This is a genomic window from Kluyvera sp. (assembly GCF_965301105.1).
In genome coordinates this window covers 1-22378 of record NZ_CBDKZX010000038.1, presented here as the reverse complement: position 1 = coordinate 22378, position 22378 = coordinate 1, and the positions used below count along the sequence as shown (strand labels likewise).

19 protein-coding genes, 1 other RNA gene and 1 pseudogene are annotated in these 22378 nt (G+C 55.3%); 15 read left to right on the top strand and 6 right to left on the bottom strand.

The window, feature by feature from the left end:
- Positions 1-1215, bottom strand: coding sequence for a CehA/McbA family metallohydrolase (locus ACW14G_RS13900; protein WP_249022765.1), 1215 nt, complete (start codon positions 1213-1215; stop codon positions 1-3).
- A complete protein-coding gene (locus ACW14G_RS13895) occupies positions 1215-2852 on the bottom strand; it encodes a PTS transporter subunit EIIC (RefSeq protein ID WP_455648641.1) in 1638 nt (545 codons plus the stop codon). The genes ACW14G_RS13900 and ACW14G_RS13895 overlap by 1 nt, the downstream gene beginning before the upstream one ends.
- 556 nt (positions 2853-3408) lie before the next feature.
- Here ACW14G_RS13895 and epd point away from each other — a divergent pair.
- From epd to ACW14G_RS13865, 6 genes are all read left to right on the top strand, one after another.
- Entirely contained in the window at positions 3409-4428 is a 1020-nt protein-coding gene (gene epd, locus ACW14G_RS13890; RefSeq protein ID WP_455648640.1) for an erythrose-4-phosphate dehydrogenase, read from the top strand.
- Positions 4429-4477: 49 nt separating this feature from the next.
- Entirely contained in the window at positions 4478-5641 is a 1164-nt protein-coding gene (pgk, locus tag ACW14G_RS13885; RefSeq protein WP_064542708.1) for a phosphoglycerate kinase, read from the top strand.
- Between the two features lie 97 nt (positions 5642-5738).
- Positions 5739-6818 (top strand): class II fructose-bisphosphate aldolase, encoded by a 1080-nt coding sequence (fbaA, locus tag ACW14G_RS13880; protein WP_455648639.1) that lies wholly within the window; start codon positions 5739-5741, stop codon positions 6816-6818.
- Between the two features lie 188 nt (positions 6819-7006).
- Positions 7007-7864: a small-conductance mechanosensitive channel MscS gene (mscS, locus tag ACW14G_RS13875; RefSeq protein WP_163446043.1), complete on the top strand. Its 858-nt coding sequence runs from the start codon at positions 7007-7009 to the stop codon at positions 7862-7864.
- 154 nt (positions 7865-8018) lie between these two features.
- Positions 8019-8654: an arginine exporter ArgO gene (argO, locus tag ACW14G_RS13870; protein WP_163446044.1), complete on the top strand. Its 636-nt coding sequence runs from the start codon at positions 8019-8021 to the stop codon at positions 8652-8654.
- An 86-nt stretch (positions 8655-8740) separates the two neighbouring features.
- Positions 8741-9493: an oxidative stress defense protein gene (locus tag ACW14G_RS13865; protein ID WP_167575053.1), complete on the top strand. Its 753-nt coding sequence runs from the start codon at positions 8741-8743 to the stop codon at positions 9491-9493.
- Between the two features lie 40 nt (positions 9494-9533).
- Here ACW14G_RS13865 and argP read toward each other — a convergent pair whose 3' ends face one another.
- The gene (gene argP / locus ACW14G_RS13860) at positions 9534-10427 is read right to left on the bottom strand and encodes a DNA-binding transcriptional regulator ArgP (protein ID WP_163446046.1); all 894 of its coding nucleotides are present in this window, start codon (positions 10425-10427) and stop codon (positions 9534-9536) included.
- Between the two features lie 199 nt (positions 10428-10626).
- Between argP and rpiA the strand changes: the two genes are divergently transcribed.
- Both rpiA and serA read left to right on the top strand, forming a co-directional pair.
- Entirely contained in the window at positions 10627-11286 is a 660-nt protein-coding gene (rpiA, locus tag ACW14G_RS13855; RefSeq protein WP_223803873.1) for a ribose-5-phosphate isomerase RpiA, read from the top strand.
- Positions 11287-11550: 264 nt separating this feature from the next.
- Positions 11551-12783: a phosphoglycerate dehydrogenase gene (gene serA, locus ACW14G_RS13850; protein WP_064542727.1), complete on the top strand. Its 1233-nt coding sequence runs from the start codon at positions 11551-11553 to the stop codon at positions 12781-12783.
- Between the two features lie 368 nt (positions 12784-13151).
- Here serA and ACW14G_RS13845 read toward each other — a convergent pair whose 3' ends face one another.
- The 3 genes from ACW14G_RS13845 to zapA form a co-directional block, all read right to left on the bottom strand.
- Complete coding sequence (locus ACW14G_RS13845) at positions 13152-13748, bottom strand: 5-formyltetrahydrofolate cyclo-ligase (RefSeq protein WP_249022767.1); 597 nt, start codon at positions 13746-13748, stop codon at positions 13152-13154.
- A gap of 19 nt (positions 13749-13767) precedes the next feature.
- Positions 13768-13951, bottom strand: a non-coding RNA gene (gene ssrS / locus ACW14G_RS13840) — 6S RNA.
- Positions 13952-13992: 41 nt separating this feature from the next.
- Positions 13993-14322 carry a cell division protein ZapA gene (zapA, locus tag ACW14G_RS13835; RefSeq protein ID WP_064542733.1) on the bottom strand — a complete coding sequence of 110 codons (330 nt, stop codon included), beginning with the start codon at positions 14320-14322 and terminating at the stop codon, positions 13993-13995.
- A 158-nt stretch (positions 14323-14480) separates the two neighbouring features.
- On the opposite strand from zapA, the gene ACW14G_RS13830 reads away from it, so the two are divergent.
- The 7 genes and pseudogenes from ACW14G_RS13830 to ACW14G_RS13800 form a co-directional block, all read left to right on the top strand.
- Positions 14481-15059 (top strand): YecA/YgfB family protein, encoded by a 579-nt coding sequence (locus ACW14G_RS13830; RefSeq protein ID WP_163446049.1) that lies wholly within the window; start codon positions 14481-14483, stop codon positions 15057-15059.
- A gap of 52 nt (positions 15060-15111) precedes the next feature.
- Positions 15112-16428, top strand: a complete 1317-nt coding sequence (pepP, locus tag ACW14G_RS13825) for a Xaa-Pro aminopeptidase (RefSeq protein WP_167575055.1) — start codon at positions 15112-15114, stop codon at positions 16426-16428.
- On the top strand, positions 16425-17603 hold the full coding sequence (gene ubiH / locus ACW14G_RS13820; protein ID WP_249022768.1) for a 2-octaprenyl-6-methoxyphenyl hydroxylase: 1179 nt from the start codon (positions 16425-16427) through the stop codon (positions 17601-17603). Before pepP ends, ubiH begins: the two co-directional genes overlap by 4 nt.
- Before the next feature lie 18 nt (positions 17604-17621).
- On the top strand, positions 17622-18824 hold the full coding sequence (ubiI, locus tag ACW14G_RS13815; RefSeq protein ID WP_163446052.1) for an FAD-dependent 2-octaprenylphenol hydroxylase: 1203 nt from the start codon (positions 17622-17624) through the stop codon (positions 18822-18824).
- Between the two features lie 392 nt (positions 18825-19216).
- Positions 19217-20311: a glycine cleavage system aminomethyltransferase GcvT gene (gcvT, locus tag ACW14G_RS13810; RefSeq protein ID WP_249023285.1), complete on the top strand. Its 1095-nt coding sequence runs from the start codon at positions 19217-19219 to the stop codon at positions 20309-20311.
- Positions 20312-20337: 26 nt separating this feature from the next.
- Entirely contained in the window at positions 20338-20727 is a 390-nt protein-coding gene (gcvH, locus tag ACW14G_RS13805; RefSeq protein ID WP_064542751.1) for a glycine cleavage system protein GcvH, read from the top strand.
- A gap of 123 nt (positions 20728-20850) precedes the next feature.
- Positions 20851-22378, top strand: a pseudogene (locus ACW14G_RS13800) (glycine dehydrogenase (aminomethyl-transferring)); the annotation flags it as partial.

The following is a 22378-nucleotide window of genomic DNA, read 5'->3' as shown; positions in this document are numbered from 1 at the left end:
TCACTCCCTGAAAATGGGGTTGGTAATCAACTGGGCGCTGTGGCCATCGTTTACCCGCAGGAAGGCAAAACGGCTGTTGGCCCAGCGTATGTCTTGTTTCACCACGCCGCCGCGGTGCGGCAATTCATAAACCTGATGCTGGGTATAGAGCAGAACTTGGTGATGAGTGGGGACATTGAGATCGAGATGCAGCGTCAAGCTGGTGCTGGTTTCGCCCGGCCCGGCCTCTCCGGCGGTAAACTGGCGCAATTGGATATCATCGTGGCTCTGCATGTAGCTTTGGCCGTTGGCTATCGCCCGTAGAATATCGTCGCGTTCGTGGCTACGGCTGCGGACGTTGAGCGTGGGGAGCGTAAATTGCTTTTCTTTGTGAAAGTCGCTGCCGGAGGTGACCGCAATGTTTTGCCCCTCGCGCAGCTTCTGGAGCCAGTACTGAAAGGTGGCTTCGTTGTGGGTCGTGGCCTCCCACGGGCCGTTCCATAACTCCAGCCAGTCGTAGTTGATAAACGGCAGCAGCCACGGACAGTGCTGACAGAAGGGATGATTAATACCGATCCAGGCACCGTTGCTGCGCGCCTCCGCTATCTTCAGCGTGATGTCCACTTCCGTCGCGCAGGGCAGAAAGCTGAATACCGGCTCGGCGACGCCTACAAAATTGACGTGCCCGAGTTGGGTGGTCAACTCCATCCCGGGAATCAGGCTCAGCGCTGTGTTGATACCGTCGATTTCCCGGTTTTGCGTCACGGTGTTGTGATCGGTAAAACAGAGGAAATCGTGGTTGTGCGTGCGGGCTCTGGCAATCAATTCGCTGATGCTCAGCTTGCCGTCACTGTGCTCGGAGTGCAGGTGGGTGTCTCCGCGCAGCCAGCGCTCTGTTTTGTGATAGCGAACGATCTCGACGTGAATATGGCATACGGTGGTGATTTTATGCAGCCCCAGCAGTACGTATCCTCTCCCGTGAGGCAGTGCGCCACGCCGATAGCCGGGCGTGGCGAAGGTTTCGCTGACGACGATCTGCCGACGCGCGCCGCCGCTCCAGCCGAGGAGTTCTTCACCTACTTTCAGGCCCAAATCCACCGCGTTGCCATCGGCAAAGCGGTAGCTGATTTCCAGGCGTTCAACATCAGGCGTCAGTTCGAACGGCAGCGTCAGGAGTCGTTTTTGTTCGTAAGGATGAGCCAGGTATTCGATGCGCTCCGTGGTCATGTTATCCATTACGCCTCCTCAAGCCATTCTTTGCAGTCGCCAGCAATCATCACCACTTCGGCGCCGTAGATGATTTGCCAGCCTTTTTCACCGACGCGCACCACGCCTTTTGCGCGCAGAGTCTTCTTCCATACGTCATCGCCTGCGACGCGAGCGGGATCGCGCACTTCAACGCGCAGGCGGGAAATACAGTTATCAAACTGCGCGATATTTTCCTTGCCGCCGAAGGCCGCAATAATTTGCATCGCAAATGCATCGGCCTGTGGTTGTTCTGAGACCGGGGTGGTTTTATTTTTAAAATCTTGCTTACTGAAAAGCTTAACGTCATCTTCTCCAGCGTCTTCCTCCTCTCGGCCTGGCGTCATCACGTTAAAGCGGATGATTAAATAGCGGAATAAAACGTAATAGATGATAAAAAACAGCGGGATTAACCATAGGTATCCCCATAGATTTAATTTCCCCGGCTGGAGTAATACAGGGAGAATATCTTTCAGGCAGCCGCCATAAATAGAAACGTTAGCCATTTCGGTTAAAACAAAGAGTAAACCGGTGAGCGGCACGTGAACCAGATAAAAAAGCCAGGGGGCGACGAACAGAAAGGTATATTCGATGGGCTCAGTTACGCCAAAAAGGATCATGGTTGCCACCACGGGCAGCAAGAGACCGGCGACGACCTTTTTATGCTGGGAACGAGAGCAGTGATACATTGCCAGCGCCGCGCCGGGCAGCGCGCCGAAGTGGGTCACGACGCGCCCCGACTGGAAACCGCGGACCAGCAGCTCCTGGGTTTCGTTGCACCCCAATTGCGCCATATAAATGTTGGTGGTTCCGCTGACCAGCTTGCCGCACACTTCCATCGAACCGCCGAGTTCGGTCAAACGAATGGGCGTCGTGATCAGGTGATGCAGACCAACCGGCAGCAGCGATTTGTCGGCGACCGCCCAGATAAAGGTGCCAAATAATCCGGAATCGCCGATAAGCTTACTGAACTGCGCCAGCATCCAGCCTATGGGGGGCCAGATAAGATAAAGCGTAGAGCCCATCAGCGCGCCGACGACCAGCGTCACAATAGGCACGGTACGAGTGCCGGCGAAAAATGACAGCACCATCGGCAGCTTAACGTTATACAGACGGTTGTGCAGCCAGGAGGTCGCGAGACCGACTGCCATGCCGCCGAAAACGCTCATCCGATAGGTGAACATCCCTAACTCGGTGGTATAGATGGAGGCTTCCTGTACCGCAGCAACGGGGTCAAGGTGGCGCTGGTTGATAAACCAGTTTGCCGTAGTGGTTTGTTCGTTCAGCCCGTGCAGCGTCAGTAGCGTGCTGAGGATGAAATGCATCGACATAAAGCACACGGCGCCGGAGAATGCCGCCCAGCCTTTCTCTTTTTTGGCCAGGCCGAAAGCCACGCCGATGGAGAAGAACAGCGGAAGGTTTCTGAATACCACATCGCCCGTTGCTTTCATTACGCTGAACGTAATAAAGAACAGCGACTCTTTATCAAATAGCACGCCAAGATGTAACGTCTCCAGCGTTTCTTTATTTGTAAACGCGCTGCCGAATCCCATAAACATTGAACCAATGGTTATAATGGATATCGGGACCAGCATCGCTTGCCCGATCATTTGCATTTGCTGCTTCATAAATCATCCTTGTGAATATTTTAATGGGTGACGCTAGTGAATTTTTCCTAATGCACGTCGTGATTCGCGTTAAAATATTTTGTTTCAATGAATATATTTTGCAGATTTATATTTCCTGCTCGATATTGATTAATTAGAGCGTGTGCTTTTTTCAGGCATTTTTATAATGGCTGGTGAGTTTATCATTACGAAAAGAGGATTCTGTGACTCGCGCAGCGATAAGCTAATCTTTAGCTAATAATATTAGCGCCATACTGACCCGTTGTTGGCTTTGCCCGGTAATGGGGACCGCCAGTTAAGGCGGTGAGGAGTCGATGGAATTTCTTCGGCGATTATTCCTGTAAAAATGTGATGCGCGTCAGATTACTGGCGCGTTTGTCTGGACAAACATTCCTTTTATTCCACATTTCGCTTATTCTAGCTGAAGCGTTTCAGTCGATAGATTGTTCGACATTTAACCAATCAGTCACGGTTTGTGGCGGGTAAGGTTTCCCTGAACGAGCGGCTGCATTACTCTGTTTGCCACTTTGCTTCGGGATAACCTTGCAGGAGACCTATGAGCGTACGCGTAGCGATTAATGGCTTCGGTCGCATTGGCCGTAATGTGGTTCGTGCTTTGTATGAATCCGGACGCCGTGCGGAGATCACCGTGGTTGCCATTAACGAACTGGCTGATGCCGCCGGCATCGCCCATTTGTTGAAATATGACACCAGCCACGGGCGTTTTGCCTGGGACGTTCGCCAGGAGCGCGAGCAGCTGTTTGTCGGCGACGACGCCATCCGTCTTCTGCACGAACGGTCTATTGAAGCACTGCCCTGGCGTGAACTGTCGGTGGATGTGGTGCTCGACTGTACCGGCGTATATGGCAACCGTGAAGACGGCGAAGCGCATATCGCCGCTGGCGCGAAGAAGGTGCTCTTTTCACATCCTGGCAGCAACGATCTCGACGCCACCGTCGTCTATGGGGTCAATCAACACGAATTGCGTGCGGAACATCGTATTGTTTCCAACGCCTCCTGTACCACGAATTGCATAATTCCCGTCATTAAATTGTTGGATGATGCTTATGGCATTGAGTCCGGTACGGTTACAACCATTCACTCTGCGATGCATGACCAGCAGGTGATAGACGCCTATCATCCGGATTTACGCCGGACGCGCGCGGCAAGCCAGTCGATTATTCCGGTTGATACTAAACTTGCTGCGGGGATTGCCCGTATTTTCCCGCAGTTTGGTGACCGTTTTGAGGCGATTGCGGTGCGTGTGCCGACCATCAACGTGACGGCAATTGACCTGAGCGTGACGGTGAAAAAACCTGTAAAAGCGAATGAAGTCAACCAGTTGCTGCAAAAAGCAGCACAGGGTGCATTTCATGGTATAGTTGACTATACGGAATTACCGTTGGTCTCAACTGATTTTAACCACGATCCGCACAGTGCCATTGTCGATGGCACGCAGACGCGGGTCAGCGGTGCTCACCTGATCAAAACGCTGGTCTGGTGTGATAACGAATGGGGCTTTGCTAACCGAATGCTCGACACCACGTTAGCAATGGCCGCTCAAGGTTTCAGGTAAGACGCATCATGCGTCTGCAAAACTTTAAGAATCAACGAGAGGATTCACCATGTCTGTAATTAAGATGACCGATCTGGATCTGGCTGGTAAACGCGTTTTCATCCGTGCGGATCTGAACGTACCGGTTAAAGAAGGGAAAGTAACCAGCGACGCGCGTATCCGTGCTTCTCTGCCGACCATTGAGCTGGCGCTGAAACAGGGTGCGAAAGTGATGGTGACTTCTCACCTGGGTCGTCCGACCGAAGGCGAGTACAACGAAGAATTCTCTCTGCTGCCGGTTGTTAATTACCTGAAAGACAAACTGTCTGCTCCGGTTCGTCTGGTTAAAGATTACCTGGACGGCGTTGAAGTTGCTGCCGGTGAGCTGGTTGTTCTGGAAAACGTTCGCTTCAACAAAGGCGAGAAGAAAGACGACGAAGCGCTGTCCAAAAAATACGCTGCACTGTGTGACGTGTTCGTAATGGACGCATTCGGTACTGCTCACCGCGCGCAGGCTTCTACTCACGGTATCGGTAAATTCGCTGACGTTGCGTGCGCAGGCCCGCTGCTGGCAGCTGAACTGGACGCGCTGGGTAAAGCACTGAAAGAACCTGCTCGCCCGATGGTGGCTATCGTTGGTGGTTCTAAAGTTTCTACCAAACTGACCGTTCTGGATTCCCTGTCTAAAATCGCTGACCAGCTGATCGTTGGCGGTGGTATCGCGAACACCTTCGTTGCCGCTCAAGGCCACAACGTGGGTAAATCCTTGTACGAAGCTGACCTGGTTGACGAAGCTAAGCGTCTGCTGACCACCTGTGATATCCCGGTTCCGACCGACGTTCGCGTAGCGACCGAGTTCTCAGAAACCGCAACCGCGACCCTGAAATCTGTAAACGACATCAAAGATGACGAGCAGATTCTGGATCTGGGCGACGCTTCCGCAGAGAAACTGGCTGAAATCCTGAAAAACGCCAAAACTATCCTGTGGAACGGCCCGGTCGGCGTGTTCGAATTCCCGAACTTCCGTAAAGGCACTGAAATCGTTGCTAACGCGATCGCAGACAGCGAAGCATTCTCTATCGCAGGCGGCGGCGACACTCTGGCAGCAATCGACCTGTTCGGTATTGCTGACAAAATCTCCTACATCTCCACTGGCGGCGGCGCATTCCTCGAATTCGTGGAAGGCAAAGTACTGCCGGCAGTAGCGATGCTCGAAGAGCGCGCTAAGAAGTAATTCAGTTCAGGCGGGGAAACCCGCCTGTTTTTCAGCGCGCGTAACAGCTCGCGAACCTTCTTCAACGGCCGAAGATACAGATACAGGACTACGTAACATGTCTAAAATTTTTGATTTCGTAAAACCGGGCGTCATCACTGGCGACGACGTTCAGAAAGTGTTCCAGGTAGCAAAAGAAAACAACTTTGCTCTGCCGGCAGTTAACTGCGTGGGCACCGACTCCATCAACGCCGTACTGGAAACCGCTGCAAAAGTTAAAGCGCCGGTTATCGTACAGTTCTCCAACGGCGGCGCTGCGTTCATCGCAGGTAAAGGCGTGAAAACCGACGTTCCTCAGGGGGCTGCAATCCTGGGCGCTATCTCCGGTGCGCATCACGTTCACCAGATGGCTGAGCACTACGGTGTTCCGGTTATCCTGCACACTGACCACTGCGCGAAGAAACTGCTGCCGTGGATCGACGGTCTGCTGGACGCGGGTGAAAAACACTTCGCAGCTACCGGCAAGCCGCTGTTCTCTTCTCACATGATCGACCTGTCTGAAGAGTCTCTGCAAGAGAACATCGAAATCTGCTCTAAATACCTGGAGCGCATGTCCAAAATCGGCATGACTCTGGAAATCGAACTGGGTTGCACCGGTGGTGAAGAAGACGGCGTGGACAACAGCCACATGGACGCTTCTGCCCTGTACACCCAGCCGGAAGACGTTGATTACGCGTACACCGAGCTGAGCAAAATCAGCCCGCGTTTCACCATCGCCGCTTCCTTCGGTAACGTACACGGCGTTTACAAGCCGGGTAACGTGGTTCTGACCCCGACCATCCTGCGTGATTCTCAGGAATACGTGTCCAAGAAACACAACCTGCCGCACAACAGCCTGAACTTCGTCTTCCACGGCGGTTCCGGTTCTACTGCCCAGGAAATCAAAGATTCCGTAAGCTACGGCGTAGTGAAAATGAACATCGATACCGACACCCAGTGGGCAACCTGGGAAGGTATCCTGAACTACTACAAAGAGAACGAAGCTTACCTGCAGGGCCAGCTGGGCAACCCGAAAGGCGAAGACCAGCCGAACAAGAAATACTACGATCCGCGCGTATGGCTGCGTGCCGGCCAGACTTCCATGATCGCTCGTCTGGAGCAGGCTTTCACTGAACTGAACGCGAAAGACGTTCTGTAAGAAAAGCCTTATTTTTGCCGAAAGCCCGCCGTATGGCGGGCTTTTTTATTGCCTTTTCAATACGATGGATGGGCATTAAAACGTGATCAACTTGGCAAAAATCTCATTTTTTGTTTACCCTTTATACCTGCCTGCACTTTTGCAGGCCGTTTTTAGTTTCCCATCCGGGTATCCATAAGGAATATTGAATGGAAGATTTAAACGTTGTCGATAGCATAAACGACGCCGGTTCATGGCTGGTGCGCAACCAGGAATTACTGCTGAGCTATGCGGTCAATATCGTTGCGGCAATCGCGATAATCATTGTGGGGATGATCGCCGCGCGCGTTATCTCCAACACCGTCAACCGCCTGATGCTGGCGCGTAAAATTGACGCCACCGTCGCCGATTTTCTCTCCGCGCTGGTGCGCTATGCGGTGATTGCCTTCACGCTGATTGCCGCGCTGGGGCGCGTGGGCGTGCAGACTGCTTCGGTCATCGCCGTACTCGGTGCCGCCGGTTTGGCCGTGGGTCTGGCGCTGCAAGGTTCGCTGTCTAACCTGGCGGCGGGCGTGCTGCTGGTGATGTTCCGCCCGTTCCGCGCGGGCGAGTATGTCGATCTGGGCGGCGTGGCCGGTACCGTGCTGAATGTGCAGATTTTCTCCACCACCATGCGTACCGTCGACGGTAAAATTGTGGTGATCCCGAACGGCAAAATTATCGCCGGCAATATTATTAACTTCTCGCGTGAGCCTGCGCGCCGTAATGAATTTATTATCGGCGTCTCTTACGATGCGGATATCGATAAGGTTAAGCAGATTCTGACGACGATTCTGGAGTCGGATAAGCGCGTGCTGAAAGATCGCGAAATCACCGTGCGTCTGAATGAGCTGGCGCCGTCATCGGTTAACTTTGTCGTACGCGCGTGGAGCCTCAGCGGCGATCTGCAAAATGTCTACTGGGACGTGCTTGAGCGCATCAAACGCGAGTTTGACGCCAACGGCATCAGTTTTCCTTACCCGCAGCTCGATGTGAATATGAAGCCGGGAACCCCTTCCGCAGAGTAACGTCTTGCTGTTCAAAAATGCCGGACTGATGTTCGGCATTTTTATGCGTAACGACATTAGAGATATTTATATCCTATTAAAATTATCAATTTCCTCTAATAATTTTATCGCGTTATAGTCAGCGCCATTCCTGAACAACATAAAGAAAACTATCGTGATATCTTATTATTTTCAAGGTCTTGTACTTGGCGCGGCCATGATACTTCCGCTCGGGCCACAGAATGCGTTCGTGATGAATCAGGGCATTCGTCGCCAGTACCATCTGATGATTGCGCTTCTCTGCGCGGTGAGCGATCTGCTGCTTATCTGCGCAGGTGTCTTCGGCGGCAGCGCGCTGTTGATGTCTTCGCCGTGGCTGCTGGCCCTGGTCACCTGGGGCGGTGTGGCGTTTCTGCTGTGGTATGGCTTCGGGGCGCTGAAAACCGCGATGGGGAGCAATATTGAACTGGCGACCGCCGAGGTGATGAAGCAGGGGCGCTGGAAAATTATCGCCACGATGCTGGCGGTCACGTGGCTCAACCCGCACGTTTATCTCGACACCTTTGTGGTGCTGGGCAGCTTAGGCGGCCAGTTGGATGCGGTGCCGAAACGCTGGTTTGCGCTGGGGACCATCAGCGCCTCATTCTTGTGGTTCTTCGCGCTTGCGCTGCTGGCGGCCTGGCTGGCGCCGCGTTTGCGCACGGCGAAAGCGCAGCGCATTATTAACCTCGTGGTAGGCATCGTGATGTGGTTTATCGCTTTTCAACTGGCGAAAGAAGGCGTTGGGCATCTGCACGCGCTCCTTAACTAGTCCTCATCTGATGGACTTTCTCCTGGCAGCGGCTAAGCTTGCAGGCAAGACCCCCGTTGTCGGGTGATAACCAAGGAGATACAACAGTGAAGTTTAAAGTGATGGCTTTGGCCGCAGCAATCGGGTTTAGCGCAATGTCCGTACAGGCAAACGAGTTGCCTGATGGCCCGCATATTGTGACGTCGGGGACGGCGAGCGTAGCGGCGGTGCCAGACATCGCGACGCTGGCCATCGAAGTGAATATTGCCGCGAAAGATGCGGCGAGCGCCAAGAAACAGGCCGACCAGCGCGTTGCGCAATATCTCTCTTTCCTTGAGCAAAACGGCGTGGCGAAAAACGATATCAGCTCCGCCAACCTGCGTACCCAGCCAGACTATGATTACCAGAATGGCAAAAGCGTGCTGAAGGGGTACCGCGCGGTGCGCACGGTCGAAGTCACGCTGCGCCAATTGGATAAGCTGAACTCGCTGCTGGATGGCGCGTTAAAAGCTGGGTTAAACGAGATTCGTTCTGTATCGCTGGGCGTGGCGAAACCGGATGCTTACAAAGACAAAGCGCGTAAAGCGGCAATTGATGATGCTATTCATCAGGCGCAATCTCTGGCAGCAGGCTTCCACAGCAAACTGGGGCCGGTTTACAGCGTGCGTTACCATGTCTCTAACTACCAGCCAAGCCCGATGGTTCGCATGATGAAGGCCGATGCGGCGCCGGTTTCGGCACAGGAAACTTACGAGCAGCCGACTATTCAGTTTGATGACCAGGTGGATGTCGTCTTCCAACTGCAGCCAGAGCAGGCTGCGGCACCAGCAGCCGCTCCGGCACCAGCCGCTGCGAAGTAATCCTGCCAACCCCTCGCGACGCGAGGGGTTTTTCTTTGCTTTAGTCCTGACGCAACACTTTATGCCCATAAGCCAACAGCGCATCGGTGACTTTGCGCATCATACGGCTTTCCGGCGCAAAGCGGTGCCAGTACAGCATCCGGCGCTGGAACAGTCCTGGCGTAAGGTCGATAAGCTCACCGTTGGCTAACTCTTTCTCGATTTGCAGATGTGGAATCATGCAGCAGGTGGTGCCTTGACGAGCCAGCTGTACGAAGGCTTCCGATGAATTAACGATATGGCACGGCACGCTGCCCGGCGGCAGGTCAAAGTTTTGCTGTAAAAACGCCTGATGCATATCGTCCAGATGGTCAAAGGCCACGGCTGGCGCTTTCAGCAGCGCAGAGCGAGTTACGCCGTTCGGGAAGTAGCGCTCGGCGAACGCTTTGGAGCCGACAAACAGATAGTCCAGCGCACCGAGCTGATCGACCAGGCAACTTGGCAGCGCCTGCGGCTGAATACTCACCGCGCCAACCACTTCACCGCGACGCAGACGTTCCTGGGTACGCGTTTCGTCCTCAACCTGAAGGTTCAGGCGAATAGGGGAGTTTGCCAGCACGTCTGCAAGGGCAGGCAGCAGCCAGGTTGCCAGACTGTCGGCGTTGACCGCCAGCGACAGCAGCAGCGGCGTGGAGCCGGTTTGCTCGTCACCCAGCCACTCTTCTTCCAGCAGCTCAACCTGACGCAACAACGCCAGCAGCTTTTGTCCTTGTTCCGTTGGGCGTGGTGGGACGGTGCGAACCAGCAGCGGCTGCCCGAACATATTCTCAAGCTGCTTAATGCGCTGAGAAACGGCGGACTGAGTGATGCACAGTTTCTGCGCGGCGCGCTCAAACCCACGTTCCCTGATAACGGCATCCAGCGCCTGTAGTGTTCTGTAGTCCGGACGTTTCATTGCTCTGAAATACTCCCCTGTAGGTGTTATCAAGCACTATGACATAAATTTACCCTGGATACAGACGAAATTAATTTGCCATTTACTGTGAAGTTCTTCACGAGTTACATCTTTTATTCGCCTGGTCCATGGGTCGAATTATGCCGGGGTTCTGTTCTATAATGCGCGGCAGTTGATGACACCACAGGCGATAACGATCATGACGCAGGATGAACTGAAAAAAGCAGTAGGCTGGGCGGCCCTTCAATACGTACAGCCGGGTACGATTGTCGGCGTAGGCACGGGCTCTACCGCGGCGCACTTTATTGATGCGCTGGGCACGATGAAAGGACAAATCGAGGGCGCGGTCTCAAGCTCTGATGCCTCAACCGAGAAGCTGAAAAGCCTCGGCATCACCGTTTTCGACCTGAACGAAGTTGACCGTCTGGGCATCTACGTGGACGGTGCGGATGAAATTAACGGTCACATGCAGATGATTAAAGGCGGCGGCGCGGCGCTGACGCGTGAGAAAATCATCGCCTCGGTGGCCGATAAGTTTATCTGCATCGCCGATGCCTCCAAGCAGGTGGATATCCTGGGCCAATTCCCGCTGCCGGTAGAAGTGATCCCGATGGCGCGCAGCGCCGTGGCGCGCGAGCTGGTGAAGCTTGGCGGTCGTCCAGAATATCGTCAGGGCGTGGTGACCGATAACGGCAACGTGATCCTCGACGTGCATGGCCTGGAGATTCTCGATGCCATCGCGCTGGAAAATGCGATCAACGGCATTCCTGGCGTTGTGACCGTGGGCCTGTTCGCCAACCGCGGCGCAGACGTCGCGTTGATTGGTACCGCCGACGGCGTGAAAACCATTACTAAATGATCTGACTCAGGGGAATGACAAATTCCCCTGTTTTTTTTATTGAGGCTGAATTTGGTGACTTGTGTCACATTTCAATCTTCCGCCTGATTAACATCCCACATTTATCTTCCCGTTTAGCATTTTATGCTGGCATTTCCCTCTGCGTGAGGCTTCCTCATGTTGCCGACGCAAACGTTCATATTGCCGCAATAATTTTTTTTGATATGTTGCTTAGGTGAACTTTCGTTCACCACAACATCAGTAAAACAAAGACGGGACGGGGAAATGGCTAAGGTATCACTGGAAAAAGACAAAATTAAATTTCTGCTGGTTGAAGGCGTGCACCAGAAGGCGCTGGATAGCCTTCGCGCAGCAGGTTACACCAATATCGAATTTCACAAGGGTGCGCTGGATAGCGAACAGCTGAAAGAGTCTGCCCGTGATGCCCACTTCATCGGCCTGCGTTCCCGTACTCAACTGACGGAAGAGATCTTCGCTGTTGCTGAGAAACTGGTTGCCGTAGGCTGCTTCTGCATCGGCACCAACCAGGTGGATCTGAAAGCCGCGGCTAAACGCGGCGTACCGGTGTTCAACGCGCCGTTCTCCAATACGCGTTCCGTTGCTGAGCTGGTGATTGGCGAACTGCTGCTGCTGCTGCGCGGCATTCCGGAAGCCAACGCCAAAGCACACCGCGGTGTGTGGAACAAACTGGCCGCGGGCTCCTATGAAGCGCGTGGTAAAAAGCTGGGCATTATCGGCTACGGCCACATCGGTACCCAGCTCGGCATTCTGGCGGAATCGCTGGGGATGCATGTCTACTTCTATGATATTGAAAGCAAATTGCCACTAGGTAACGCGACTCAGGTGCAGCATCTATCCGACCTGTTGAACATGAGCGATGTGGTGAGTCTGCACGTACCGGAGAACGCCTCCACCAAAAATATGATGGGCGCGGAAGAGCTGGCGCTGATGAAGCCTGGTTCGCTGTTGATTAACGCCGCGCGTGGTACGGTGGTGGACATTCCGGCGCTGTGCGACGCGCTGGCGCGTAAGCATCTGGCGGGGGCGGCCATCGACGTCTTCCCAACCGAGCCGGCGACCAACAGCGACCCGTTCACCTCGCCGCTGTGCGAATTCGACAACGTGATCCTGACACCTCACATCGGTGGTTCAACCCAGGAAGCGCAGGAGAATATCGGCCTGGAAGTGGCGGGTAAACTGATTAAGTACTCTGACAACGGCTCTACGCTGTCTGCTGTGAACTTCCCGGAAGTATCGCTGCCGCTGCACGGCGGTCGTCGTCTGCTGCATATCCACGAAAACCGTCCTGGCGTGCTGACCGCGCTGAACCAGATTTTCGCCGAGCAGGGCGTTAACATCGCCGCGCAGTATCTGCAAACTACGCCGCAGATGGGCTACGTGGTTATCGATATTGAAGCCGAAGAGGATGTGGCGCAGAAAGCGCTGCAGAGCATGAAGGCGATTCCTGGCACCGTTCGCGCCCGCCTGCTGTACTGATTTTCCCGTACTGATGAAACGGGCAGGCTATAGGTCTGCCCGTTTTTTTTCGCTTTTTTGCAACGCGTACATTCACTTTACGCACCTCGCCGCAAACGGTGATTAAAGGCATTGCCGCGCATTGTGTCTTAGCCAAAGGGATTTACGATGGGGGCTCAGCAGGGGGCTGAAACGGCAAAGCCCCTACCGAAGCAGGGGCCCTGAAAGGAAAGGGACAATGATGAGACTCTTCATCATACTGCTGATTCTGTTAATCATCGCTCTGCCAGCATATTAACAGTATGAACGCAGGAGGGAGGTTCGCCTCCCTCACCCTTTACCGAGGAATGTAGGTCAAAAAAACGACACTGTCAATTGCCTGAAACGGCCTACCACTGCCAGACTTTTGACGGTGTGATCACCGCGGGAAGAGGGATATCCCAGTGCTCGACCGGCAGCGTGTCAACCTGCTGGCAATCGTGGGCATAGCCGACGGGCTGGATGCCGTGCTGCTGCCAGTTTTGCAGCGTGCGGTCATAAAAACCGCCGCCCATGCCTAACCGTTGCCCCTGTTCATCAAAGGCGACCAGCGGCGTTATCAGCACGTCGAGATTAGCGAGCGGCAGAACGTCACGCACATCAAGCCTCGGCTCTTGGATTTTCAAGCGATTAACGACCAACTCACTGTGCGGGTGGTAGTGCAGAAACAGCAGGTTGCCGGGGCTGAACGGGTGAAGCACCGGCAGGTATACGCGTTTGCCCGCGCGCCAGAGCTGTTCAATTAAGGGCTGGGTGTCGAGCTCGCCGTCAAATGATAAAAACAGCGCAACGGTTTTTGCCATCACCACCGGAGGCCAGGCCATCATGCGATCTGCGGCCTGTTCGCCGTAGAGAATTTGCTGCTGGAGTGTGAGCGCACGACGACGTTGCCGGATAATCTGGCGAATGTTTTGTCGGGAGTTTTGTTGCTCAGATGAGTGCGTCATAAGACCGGGTAGGTAGAAGGGAATCTCCGAGATGCCGCCGCAGGCTGTAACCCTTGAACCCTTGGTTCAAGGTGAATGCGTCGTCACAGTTTTAAGGCTTCTCGGACGGACCGAGCATGCTCACCAACCATGGAGCGCCACATTCTTGTGGTATGAAATATCGGCTCAGGGGACTGGCCCGCTTGCGAACATCTCAGAGAAATTTTTTCTTCACAGTCACTCTACCATAGTAAACTGCAAAGTGTTATTCAAAGTTTGGTGCTGATTTATCGGATATGCGACCCTGGTCAAGCAATGCCTGTTCAATGGTCTGTTGTAGCATCCGAATGCGCTGTTCCATGCTTGAAGCATAGTCACGCGTTTTCGCCCTTTCCTGAGTTAACTCGTAGCTGATGTTCAACGCGGCGATGAAAACCAGCTGCTCAGTATTTGTGACTCTAGTGCGTTCTTTCAGATCTTGCAACCGCTGATTCAGATCGTCCGCGGCCTGATTCAAAGCATCTCTTTGTTCAGGCGGGCAATTCACTCGCAGTGAACGGCCAAAAATTTGGATATCGACGGGTTGTGCAGACATGCCACCTTCCTGCTGATTGACTGCGCGTCCTTCACTCTCAGGATGTGAAGGGGCGACACTATAGCTACCCTGGTATGAACTTACAAGCCCTTTTCTGGTATCTCCAGGGTCCAAAGTGGTAGCATACCATGAATTCCACCCAACAATGACGAATGCGCATGTCTATACAGAACGAAATGCCTGGTTACACCCTGCTGAACCAGCTGTTAAACCAACAAGGGGTAGGCCTGACGCCTGCGGAAATGCACGGCCTGCTCAGCGGTCTGCTTTGCGGCGGAAACAACGACAGCTCATGGCAGCCGCTGGTTCACGATCTGACTAACGAAGGTCTGGCGTTTGGCCACGAGCTTGCTGAATCACTGCGCTCCATGCATTCGGCCACCAGCGACGCACTGGAAGATGACGGCTTCCTTTTTCAGCTTTATCTGCCTGAAGGCGACGACGTCAGCGTGTTTGACCGCGCCGATGCGCTCTCCGGCTGGGTGAATCACTTCCTGCTTGGCTTGGGGATGGTTCAGCCGAAGCTGGATAAAGTGAAGGGAGAAGCGGGCGAAGCCATTGACGATCTTCGAAATATTGCGCAACTTGGCTATGAAGAAGATGAAGATCAGGAAGAGCTGGAGATGTCGCTGGAAGAAATTATCGAATACGTTCGCGTAGCGGCGCTGCTGTGCCACGATACTTTCACCCATCCGCAGCCGACGGCACCGGAAGTCCGGAAACCAACCTTACACTAAACATAATACCTGCTCTGCTCGTCGCAGCGCGAAGGGATTGAAAGGAGATGTCATGACACAGCAAGCGTTTCTCCGCCGCCGCCAGGCACTGCTGGCGCAAATGAAGCCAGGCAGCGCGGCGCTGATTTTTGCCGCGCCAGAGGTGACGCGCAGCGCGGATTCTGAGTATCCCTATCGCCAGAACAGCGATTTCTGGTACTTCACCGGCTTTAACGAGCCGGAAGCCTTGCTGGTGCTGATTAAAAGCGATGACACCCACAATCACAGCGTGCTGTTCAACCGCGTTCGCGACCTGACGGCGGAAATCTGGTTTGGCCGCCGCTTAGGGCAGGACGCGGCGCCGGAAAAACTGGGCGTTGACCGCGCGCTGGCATTCAGTGAAATCAACCAGCAGTTGTTCCAGTTGCTGAACGGCCTCGACGTGATTTATCACGCGCAGGGGGAATATGCCTGGGCTGATGAGATTGTCTTCACCGCGCTGGATAAACTGCGCAAAGGTTCGCGCCAGAATCTGACCGCGCCGGACGCGATGATCGACTGGCGTCCGATGGTGCACGAAATGCGCCTGTTCAAGGACAGCGAAGAGATTGATATCCTGCGCCGCGCCGGTGAAATCAGCGCGCTGGCGCATACTCGCGCCATGGAAAAATGCCGTCCTGGGATGTTTGAATATCAGCTGGAAGGCGAGATTCTGCACGAATTTACTCGCCACGGCGCGCGCTACCCGTCTTACAACACCATCGTCGGCGGCGGTGAAAACGGCTGCATTCTGCACTACACCGAAAATGAATCGGAACTGCGCGATGGCGAGCTGGTGCTGATTGACGCGGGCTGCGAATACAAAGGCTACGCCGGTGACATCACCCGTACCTTCCCGGTAAACGGCAAATTCACCCCGGCGCAGCGTGCTATTTACGACATCGTGCTGGCGTCGCTGTACAAGGCGCTCGAGCTGTACCGTCCGGGCACTTCCATTCAGGAAGTTACCGGCGAAGTGGTGCGTATCATGGTGACCGGGCTGCACGGTCTGGGGATCCTCAAAGGCGAGATTGATCAGTTGATCGCCGATAACGCGCACCGCCCGTACTTTATGCATGGCCTGAGCCACTGGCTGGGGCTGGACGTTCACGATGTCGGCGTATACGGCGCTGACCGCTCTCGCGTACTGGAGCCGGGCATGGTGCTGACCGTTGAACCGGGCCTGTATATTGCGCCGGACGCGGACGTACCGGCGGAGTACCGCGGCATCGGTGTTCGTATTGAAGACGACATCCTGATTACCGAAGACGGTAATGAAAACCTGACGGCGAGCGTCGTGAAGAATGCGGACGACATTGAGGCGCTGATGGCGGCGGCACGCCAGCTATGAGCCTGATTATTGTCGGCGGCGGGATGACCGGCGCCACGCTGGCGCTGGCGGTATCGCAGCTGACGGCGGGTCGTCTGCCGGTGCATCTGGTTGAAGCAGCGGATATCGACGCCGCACAGCATCCGGGCTTTGATGCCAGGGCGATCGCGCTGGCTGCGGGCACCTGCCAACAGCTGACGAAGATTAACCTGTGGCAGGCGATTGCCGACTGCGCCACCCCGATAACCACCGTTCACGTGAGCGATCGCGGCCACGCCGGGTTTGTTACGCTGGAGGCGCAGGACTATCGTCTGGCGGCGCTGGGCAACGTGGTTGAACTCCACGACGTTGGTCAGCGATTGTTCGGCCTGCTGCGCCGTGCTCCCGGTGTGACGCTACACTGCCCATCGCGCGTTGCGCAGGTTGAGCGGCAGACTGACGGCGTCAGCGTCACGTTGGATAACGGCGAAACGCTGCACGGTAAGTTGCTGGTGGCGGCTGATGGCTCGCGATCAATGCTAGGTGAACGCTGCGGAATTTACTGGCAGCAGGAGCCGTATAACCAGCTGGCGGTGATAGCGAACGTCACCACCGCTATTCCGCATCAGGGGCGCGCGTTTGAACGCTTTACCGAACATGGCCCGCTGGCGATGCTGCCGATGTCGCAGAACCGCTGTTCACTGGTTTGGTGCCATCCGCGGGAATGCCATGATGAAGTGCTCGGCTGGTCCGATTCACGTTTCTGTGACGAACTGCAGCGTGCGTTCGGCTGGCGTTTAGGGCGTATCACGCAGGCCGGCGCGCGCAACGTCTACCCTCTCTCCCTGACCACCGCGACACGTACGGTTTCGCACCGTCTGGCGCTGGTAGGTAATGCCGCGCAAACGCTGCATCCTATCGCCGGACAGGGGTTTAACCTTGGCTTGCGCGATGTGATGACGCTGGCAGAAAACCTGGCGCAGGCGCATGCCGCGCGTCAGGATATCGGCGACTATACGTTGCTCTGCCAGTACCAGCGTCAGCGGGCGGAGGATAAAGCCGCCACCATCGGTGTTACCGATGGGCTGGTGCATCTGTTTGCTAACCGTTGGGCCCCGCTGGTTGTCGGGCGCAACGTGGGGCTGATGGCGATGGAATTATTTACCCCTGCCCGTGATGTGCTGGCGCAGCGGACGCTGGGCTGGGTCGCCCGTTAAGAGCTGTAAGGAGTGAATGTGCAAAGTGTTGATGTTGCCATCGTAGGCGGTGGTATGGTCGGGCTGGCGGTGGCCTGCGGTTTACAGGGCAGCGGCCTGCGGGTTGCCGTGCTGGAACAATCGTTACCGCAAGCGTTGGCCGCCGATGCGCCGCCTGCGCTGCGCGTATCCGCCATTAATGCCGGCAGCGAGAAGCTGCTGTCAAAGCTGGATGTCTGGCAGGCGATTGTCGCCCAGCGCGCCAGCCGCTACCACGGCATGGAAGTGTGGGATAAAGACAGTTTTGGCCGCATTGCGTTTGACGATCGCAGCATGGGTTACAGCCATCTGGGGCATATCGTCGAAAATGCGGTTATTCATCATGCACTGTGGCAGAAAGCCGAGCGTAGCGCGGATATCACCCTGATGGCGCCTGCGGAATTGCAGCAGGTCGCCTGGGGCGAAAACGAAGCGTTTCTGACGCTGAAAGACGGCGGCATGCTGACCGCACGTCTGGTGGTAGGGGCCGATGGCGCCAACTCCTGGCTGCGTAACAAAGCCGATATTCCGCTGACGTTCTGGGACTATCGCCATCACGCGCTGGTGGCGACCGTGCGGACGGAAGAGCCGCACGAGGCGGTAGCGCGTCAGAGTTTCCACGGCGACGGCATTCTGGCTTTCCTGCCGCTCAGCGATCCGCATTTGTGTTCTATCGTCTGGTCGCTGTCGCCGGAAGAGGCGCAGCGGATGCAGCAGGCGGAGGAAAGCGAGTTCAACAAAGCGCTGAGCATTGCTTTTGATAACCGCCTGGGCCTGTGTCGGGTGGAGAGCGAGCGGCAGGTTTACCCGCTGACCGGGCGTTACGCGCGTCAGTTTGCCGCGCACCGTCTTGCACTGGTTGGCGACGCGGCGCACACCATTCATCCGTTGGCGGGGCAGGGGGTTAACCTGGGCTTTATGGATGCCGCCGAGTTGATTGAAGAGCTGAAACGTCTGCACGCGCAGGGGAAAGATATCGGCCAGCATTTTTATCTGCGTCGCTACGAACGCAGCCGCAAACACAGCGCCGCGCTGATGCTGGCGGGAATGCAGGGCTTCCGCGAACTGTTTGCCGGTGAGAACCCGGCGAAAAAACTGCTGCGCGATATTGGTCTTAAACTCGCCGATACGCTGCCCGGCGTAAAACCACAGTTGATCCGTCAGGCAATGGGTCTGAATGACCTGCCGGAGTGGCTTCGTTAAGTCGCTCACACTTTTACTCCCGGTGGTTCCACCGGGAGTCTTCCCCCTCATTTGAAAAATTCTAATTTCACCCATTTTTTCGCATTAGTTTTATTAATCCATCAAATTTTATGTTACGGGAAAGTCGCCCTGTTTTTCGCAGGAAATATTATCTTATGCTGAATTGTTAACCATTATTGTTAATTAAATGTGGTGTAATTCGCTTTTTTCCAGTTGATTCCTCTGTATGCTTTTTGGCGACTTTTGGTCATAAGCTAATGTGATGTCCCTTTTTTCCTGATGGTTTAGCTCGGTGTTCGGTGGTAAGTTCAGGGAAAAGAGAACGTTTGCGTCGGTGCCTGGACGGGCGTCGGCGCGTGTTTTTGTGGTGCGATATATTCAACGAGGACATGATGGCTCAACAAACGCCTTTGTATGACCAGCACGTGTTATGTGGCGCGCGTATGGTGGATTTCCACGGCTGGATGATGCCGCTGCACTATGGGTCGCAGATTGATGAGCACCATGCGGTGCGTACCGATGCCGGGATGTTCGATGTGTCGCATATGACGATCGTCGATTTACACGGCCCGCGCACCCGCGAGTTTCTGCGCTATCTGCTGGCCAACGACGTGGCGAAGCTCACCAAACCCGGCAAAGCGCTTTATAGCGGGATGTTGAACGCATCGGGCGGCGTGATTGATGACCTGATCGTTTACTACCTCACCGAAGATTTCTTCCGCCTCGTCGTTAACTCCGCCACCCGCGAAAAAGACCTCTCCTGGATTACCCAACACGCTGAACCTTATGCCATTGACATCACCGTTCGTGACGACCTGTCGCTGATTGCGGTGCAGGGGCCAAACGCGCAGGCGAAAGCGGGCACGCTGTTTAGCGATGAACAGCGCCATGCGGTAGAAGGCATGAAGCCGTTCTTCGGCGTGCAGGCGGGCGATTTCTTTATCGCCACCACCGGCTATACCGGCGAAGCGGGCTATGAAATTGCCCTGCCGAAAGCGCAGGCGGCGGATTTCTGGCAGCAGATGGTCCAGGCGGGCGTGAAGCCTTGCGGCCTGGGCGCACGCGATACGCTGCGTCTGGAAGCCGGTATGAACCTGTACGGACAGGAGATGGACGAAGGCATCTCTCCGCTGGCGGCCAATATGGGCTGGACCATTGCCTGGGAACCGGCCGATCGCAACTTTATCGGTCGTGACGTGCTGGAGATCGAACGTGAGAAAGGCACCGAACAATTGGTGGGCCTGGTGATGACCGAAAAAGGCGTGCTGCGCGGCGAACTGCCGGTACGTTTTACCGATGCGAACGGCAATGCGCGTGAAGGTGTGATCACCAGCGGGACTTTCTCGCCGACCTTAGGCCATAGTATTGCGCTGGCTCGCGTCCCTCAGGGCATTGGCGAGACGGCGATTGTGCAAATCCGTAACCGTGAAATGCCGGTGAAGGTCACCAAACCTGTTTTTGTACGTAACGGCAAGGCCGTGGCGTAACCGATTATTATTCTGGAGATTTTTTGATGAGCAACGTACCAGCAGAACTGAAATACAGTAAAGAACACGAATGGCTGCGCAAAGAAGCCGACGGCAGCTACACCGTGGGTATCACCGAGCACGCGCAGGAGTTACTGGGCGACATGGTGTTTGTTGACCTGCCGGAAGTCGGCGCGACCGTCAGCGCGGGCGACGACTGCGCGGTGGCGGAGTCTGTGAAAGCGGCTTCCGATATCTACGCGCCAATCAGCGGCGAAATCGTTGCGGTTAACGAAGAGCTGGGTGATTCACCGGAGCTGGTAAACAGCGAACCGTACGCCGGTGGCTGGATCTTCAAGATCAAGGCCAGCGATGAAGCGGAAGTTGCCGCACTGCTGGACGCGACCGCATACGAAGCCCTGTTAGAAGACGAATAACGGTTTTCCCCCTCTCCCTCCGGGAGAGGGCCGGGGTGAGGGTATGTTCGCACTGTCACCCCAAACCTCTTCCTCTGGAAGATGAAATCTTAAAATCACCGCACGTTTCAGGAACCATCGCTCATGACACAGACTTTAAGCCAGCTTGAAAACCGTGGCGCGTTTATTGAACGTCACATCGGGCCGGACGCCCAGCAGCAGCAAGAGATGCTCAAAACGGTTGGCGCGGATTCACTCAACGCACTGATTGAACAGATCGTGCCGAAAGATATCCAGCTTGCCACGCCGCCGCAGGTAGGCGAGGCCACCACAGAATTCGCCGCGCTGGCGGAGCTGAAGGCGATTGCGGGTCGCAACAAGCGCTTTAAGTCGTATATTGGCATGGGTTACACCCCGGTGCAGCTGCCGCCGGTTATCCTGCGCAATATGCTGGAAAACCCGGGCTGGTACACCGCTTATACTCCGTATCAACCGGAAGTGTCTCAGGGCCGCCTTGAAGCGCTGCTTAACTTCCAGCAGGTCACGCTGGATCTGACCGGTCTTGATATGGCTTCCGCTTCCCTGCTGGATGAAGCGACCGCTGCCGCGGAAGCGATGGCGATGGCCAAGCGTGTGAGCAAGCTGAAGAATGCAAATCGCTTCTTCGTCGCGGCTGACGTGCATCCGCAAACGCTGGACGTCGTTCGTACTCGTGCGGAAACCTTTGGTTTTGACGTTATCGTCGATGATGCCGACAAAGCGCTGGAACACCAGGATGTCTTTGGCGTGCTGCTGCAGCAGGTGGGCACTACTGGCGAAGTGCATGATTACAGCAAACTGATTGCTGAACTGAAATCCCGCAAAGTGGTGGTGAGCGTTGCCGCCGACTTTATGGCGCTGGTGCTGTTAACCGCACCGGGCAAACAGGGCGCGGACATTGTCTTCGGCTCCGCCCAACGCTTCGGCGTTCCGATGGGCTACGGTGGCCCGCACGCGGCATTCTTTGCCGCTAAAGATGAATTCAAACGCGCCATGCCGGGCCGTATTATCGGCGTATCGAAAGATGCGGCGGGCAATACCGCGCTGCGCATGGCGATGCAGACTCGCGAGCAGCACATTCGCCGCGAGAAAGCCAACTCCAACATCTGTACTTCGCAGGTGCTGCTGGCCAACATTGCCAGCCTGTACGCGGTCTTCCACGGCCCGGTTGGCCTGAAACGTATCGCGAACCGCATTCATCGCCTGACCGATATTCTGGCGACTGGCCTGCAGCAGAAAGGGCTGAAAATGCGCCATGCGCACTTCTTCGATACCCTGTGCGTGGAAGTGGCGGATAAAGCGGCGGTGCTGGCACGCGCGCAGGCTGCCGAAATTAACCTGCGTAGCGACATTATTAATGCCGTCGGCGTGACCCTGAACGAAACCACCACCCGTGAAGACGTGCTGGCGCTGTTTAACGTGATCCTCGGCGAAAACCACGGCCTGGATATCGACACGCTCGATAAAGACGTGGCGCTCGACAGCCGTTCCATTCAGAGCAGCATGCTGCGTGATGATGCGATCCTCGCGCATCCGGTCTTTAATCGCTACCACAGCGAAACCGAGATGATGCGCTATATGCACTCGCTGGAGCGTAAAGATCTGGCGCTGAACCAGGCGATGATCCCGCTGG

Bases quoted from the DNA above. Each gene is read 5' to 3' on its own strand.
- rpiA (WP_223803873.1), top strand. From the start codon at position 10,627: ATGACGCAGGATGAACTGAAAAAAGCAGTAGGCTGGGCGGCCCTTCAA.
- fbaA (WP_455648639.1), top strand. From the start codon at position 5,739: ATGTCTAAAATTTTTGATTTCGTAAAACCGGGCGTCATCACTGGCGAC.
- gcvH (WP_064542751.1), top strand. From the start codon at position 20,338: ATGAGCAACGTACCAGCAGAACTGAAATACAGTAAAGAACACGAATGG.
- ACW14G_RS13830 (WP_163446049.1), top strand. From the start codon at position 14,481: ATGTCTATACAGAACGAAATGCCTGGTTACACCCTGCTGAACCAGCTG.
- ubiH (WP_249022768.1), top strand. From the start codon at position 16,425: ATGAGCCTGATTATTGTCGGCGGCGGGATGACCGGCGCCACGCTGGCG.
- argP (WP_163446046.1), bottom strand. From the start codon at position 10,427: ATGAAACGTCCGGACTACAGAACACTACAGGCGCTGGATGCCGTTATC.
- ACW14G_RS13900 (WP_249022765.1), bottom strand. From the start codon at position 1,215: ATGGATAACATGACCACGGAGCGCATCGAATACCTGGCTCATCCTTAC.
- gcvT (WP_249023285.1), top strand. From the start codon at position 19,217: ATGGCTCAACAAACGCCTTTGTATGACCAGCACGTGTTATGTGGCGCG.
- epd (WP_455648640.1), top strand. From the start codon at position 3,409: ATGAGCGTACGCGTAGCGATTAATGGCTTCGGTCGCATTGGCCGTAAT.
- zapA (WP_064542733.1), bottom strand. From the start codon at position 14,322: ATGTCTGCACAACCCGTCGATATCCAAATTTTTGGCCGTTCACTGCGA.
- serA (WP_064542727.1), top strand. From the start codon at position 11,551: ATGGCTAAGGTATCACTGGAAAAAGACAAAATTAAATTTCTGCTGGTT.
- ACW14G_RS13895 (WP_455648641.1), bottom strand. From the start codon at position 2,852: ATGAAGCAGCAAATGCAAATGATCGGGCAAGCGATGCTGGTCCCGATA.
- mscS (WP_163446043.1), top strand. From the start codon at position 7,007: ATGGAAGATTTAAACGTTGTCGATAGCATAAACGACGCCGGTTCATGG.
- ACW14G_RS13845 (WP_249022767.1), bottom strand. From the start codon at position 13,748: ATGACGCACTCATCTGAGCAACAAAACTCCCGACAAAACATTCGCCAG.
- pgk (WP_064542708.1), top strand. From the start codon at position 4,478: ATGTCTGTAATTAAGATGACCGATCTGGATCTGGCTGGTAAACGCGTT.
- pepP (WP_167575055.1), top strand. From the start codon at position 15,112: ATGACACAGCAAGCGTTTCTCCGCCGCCGCCAGGCACTGCTGGCGCAA.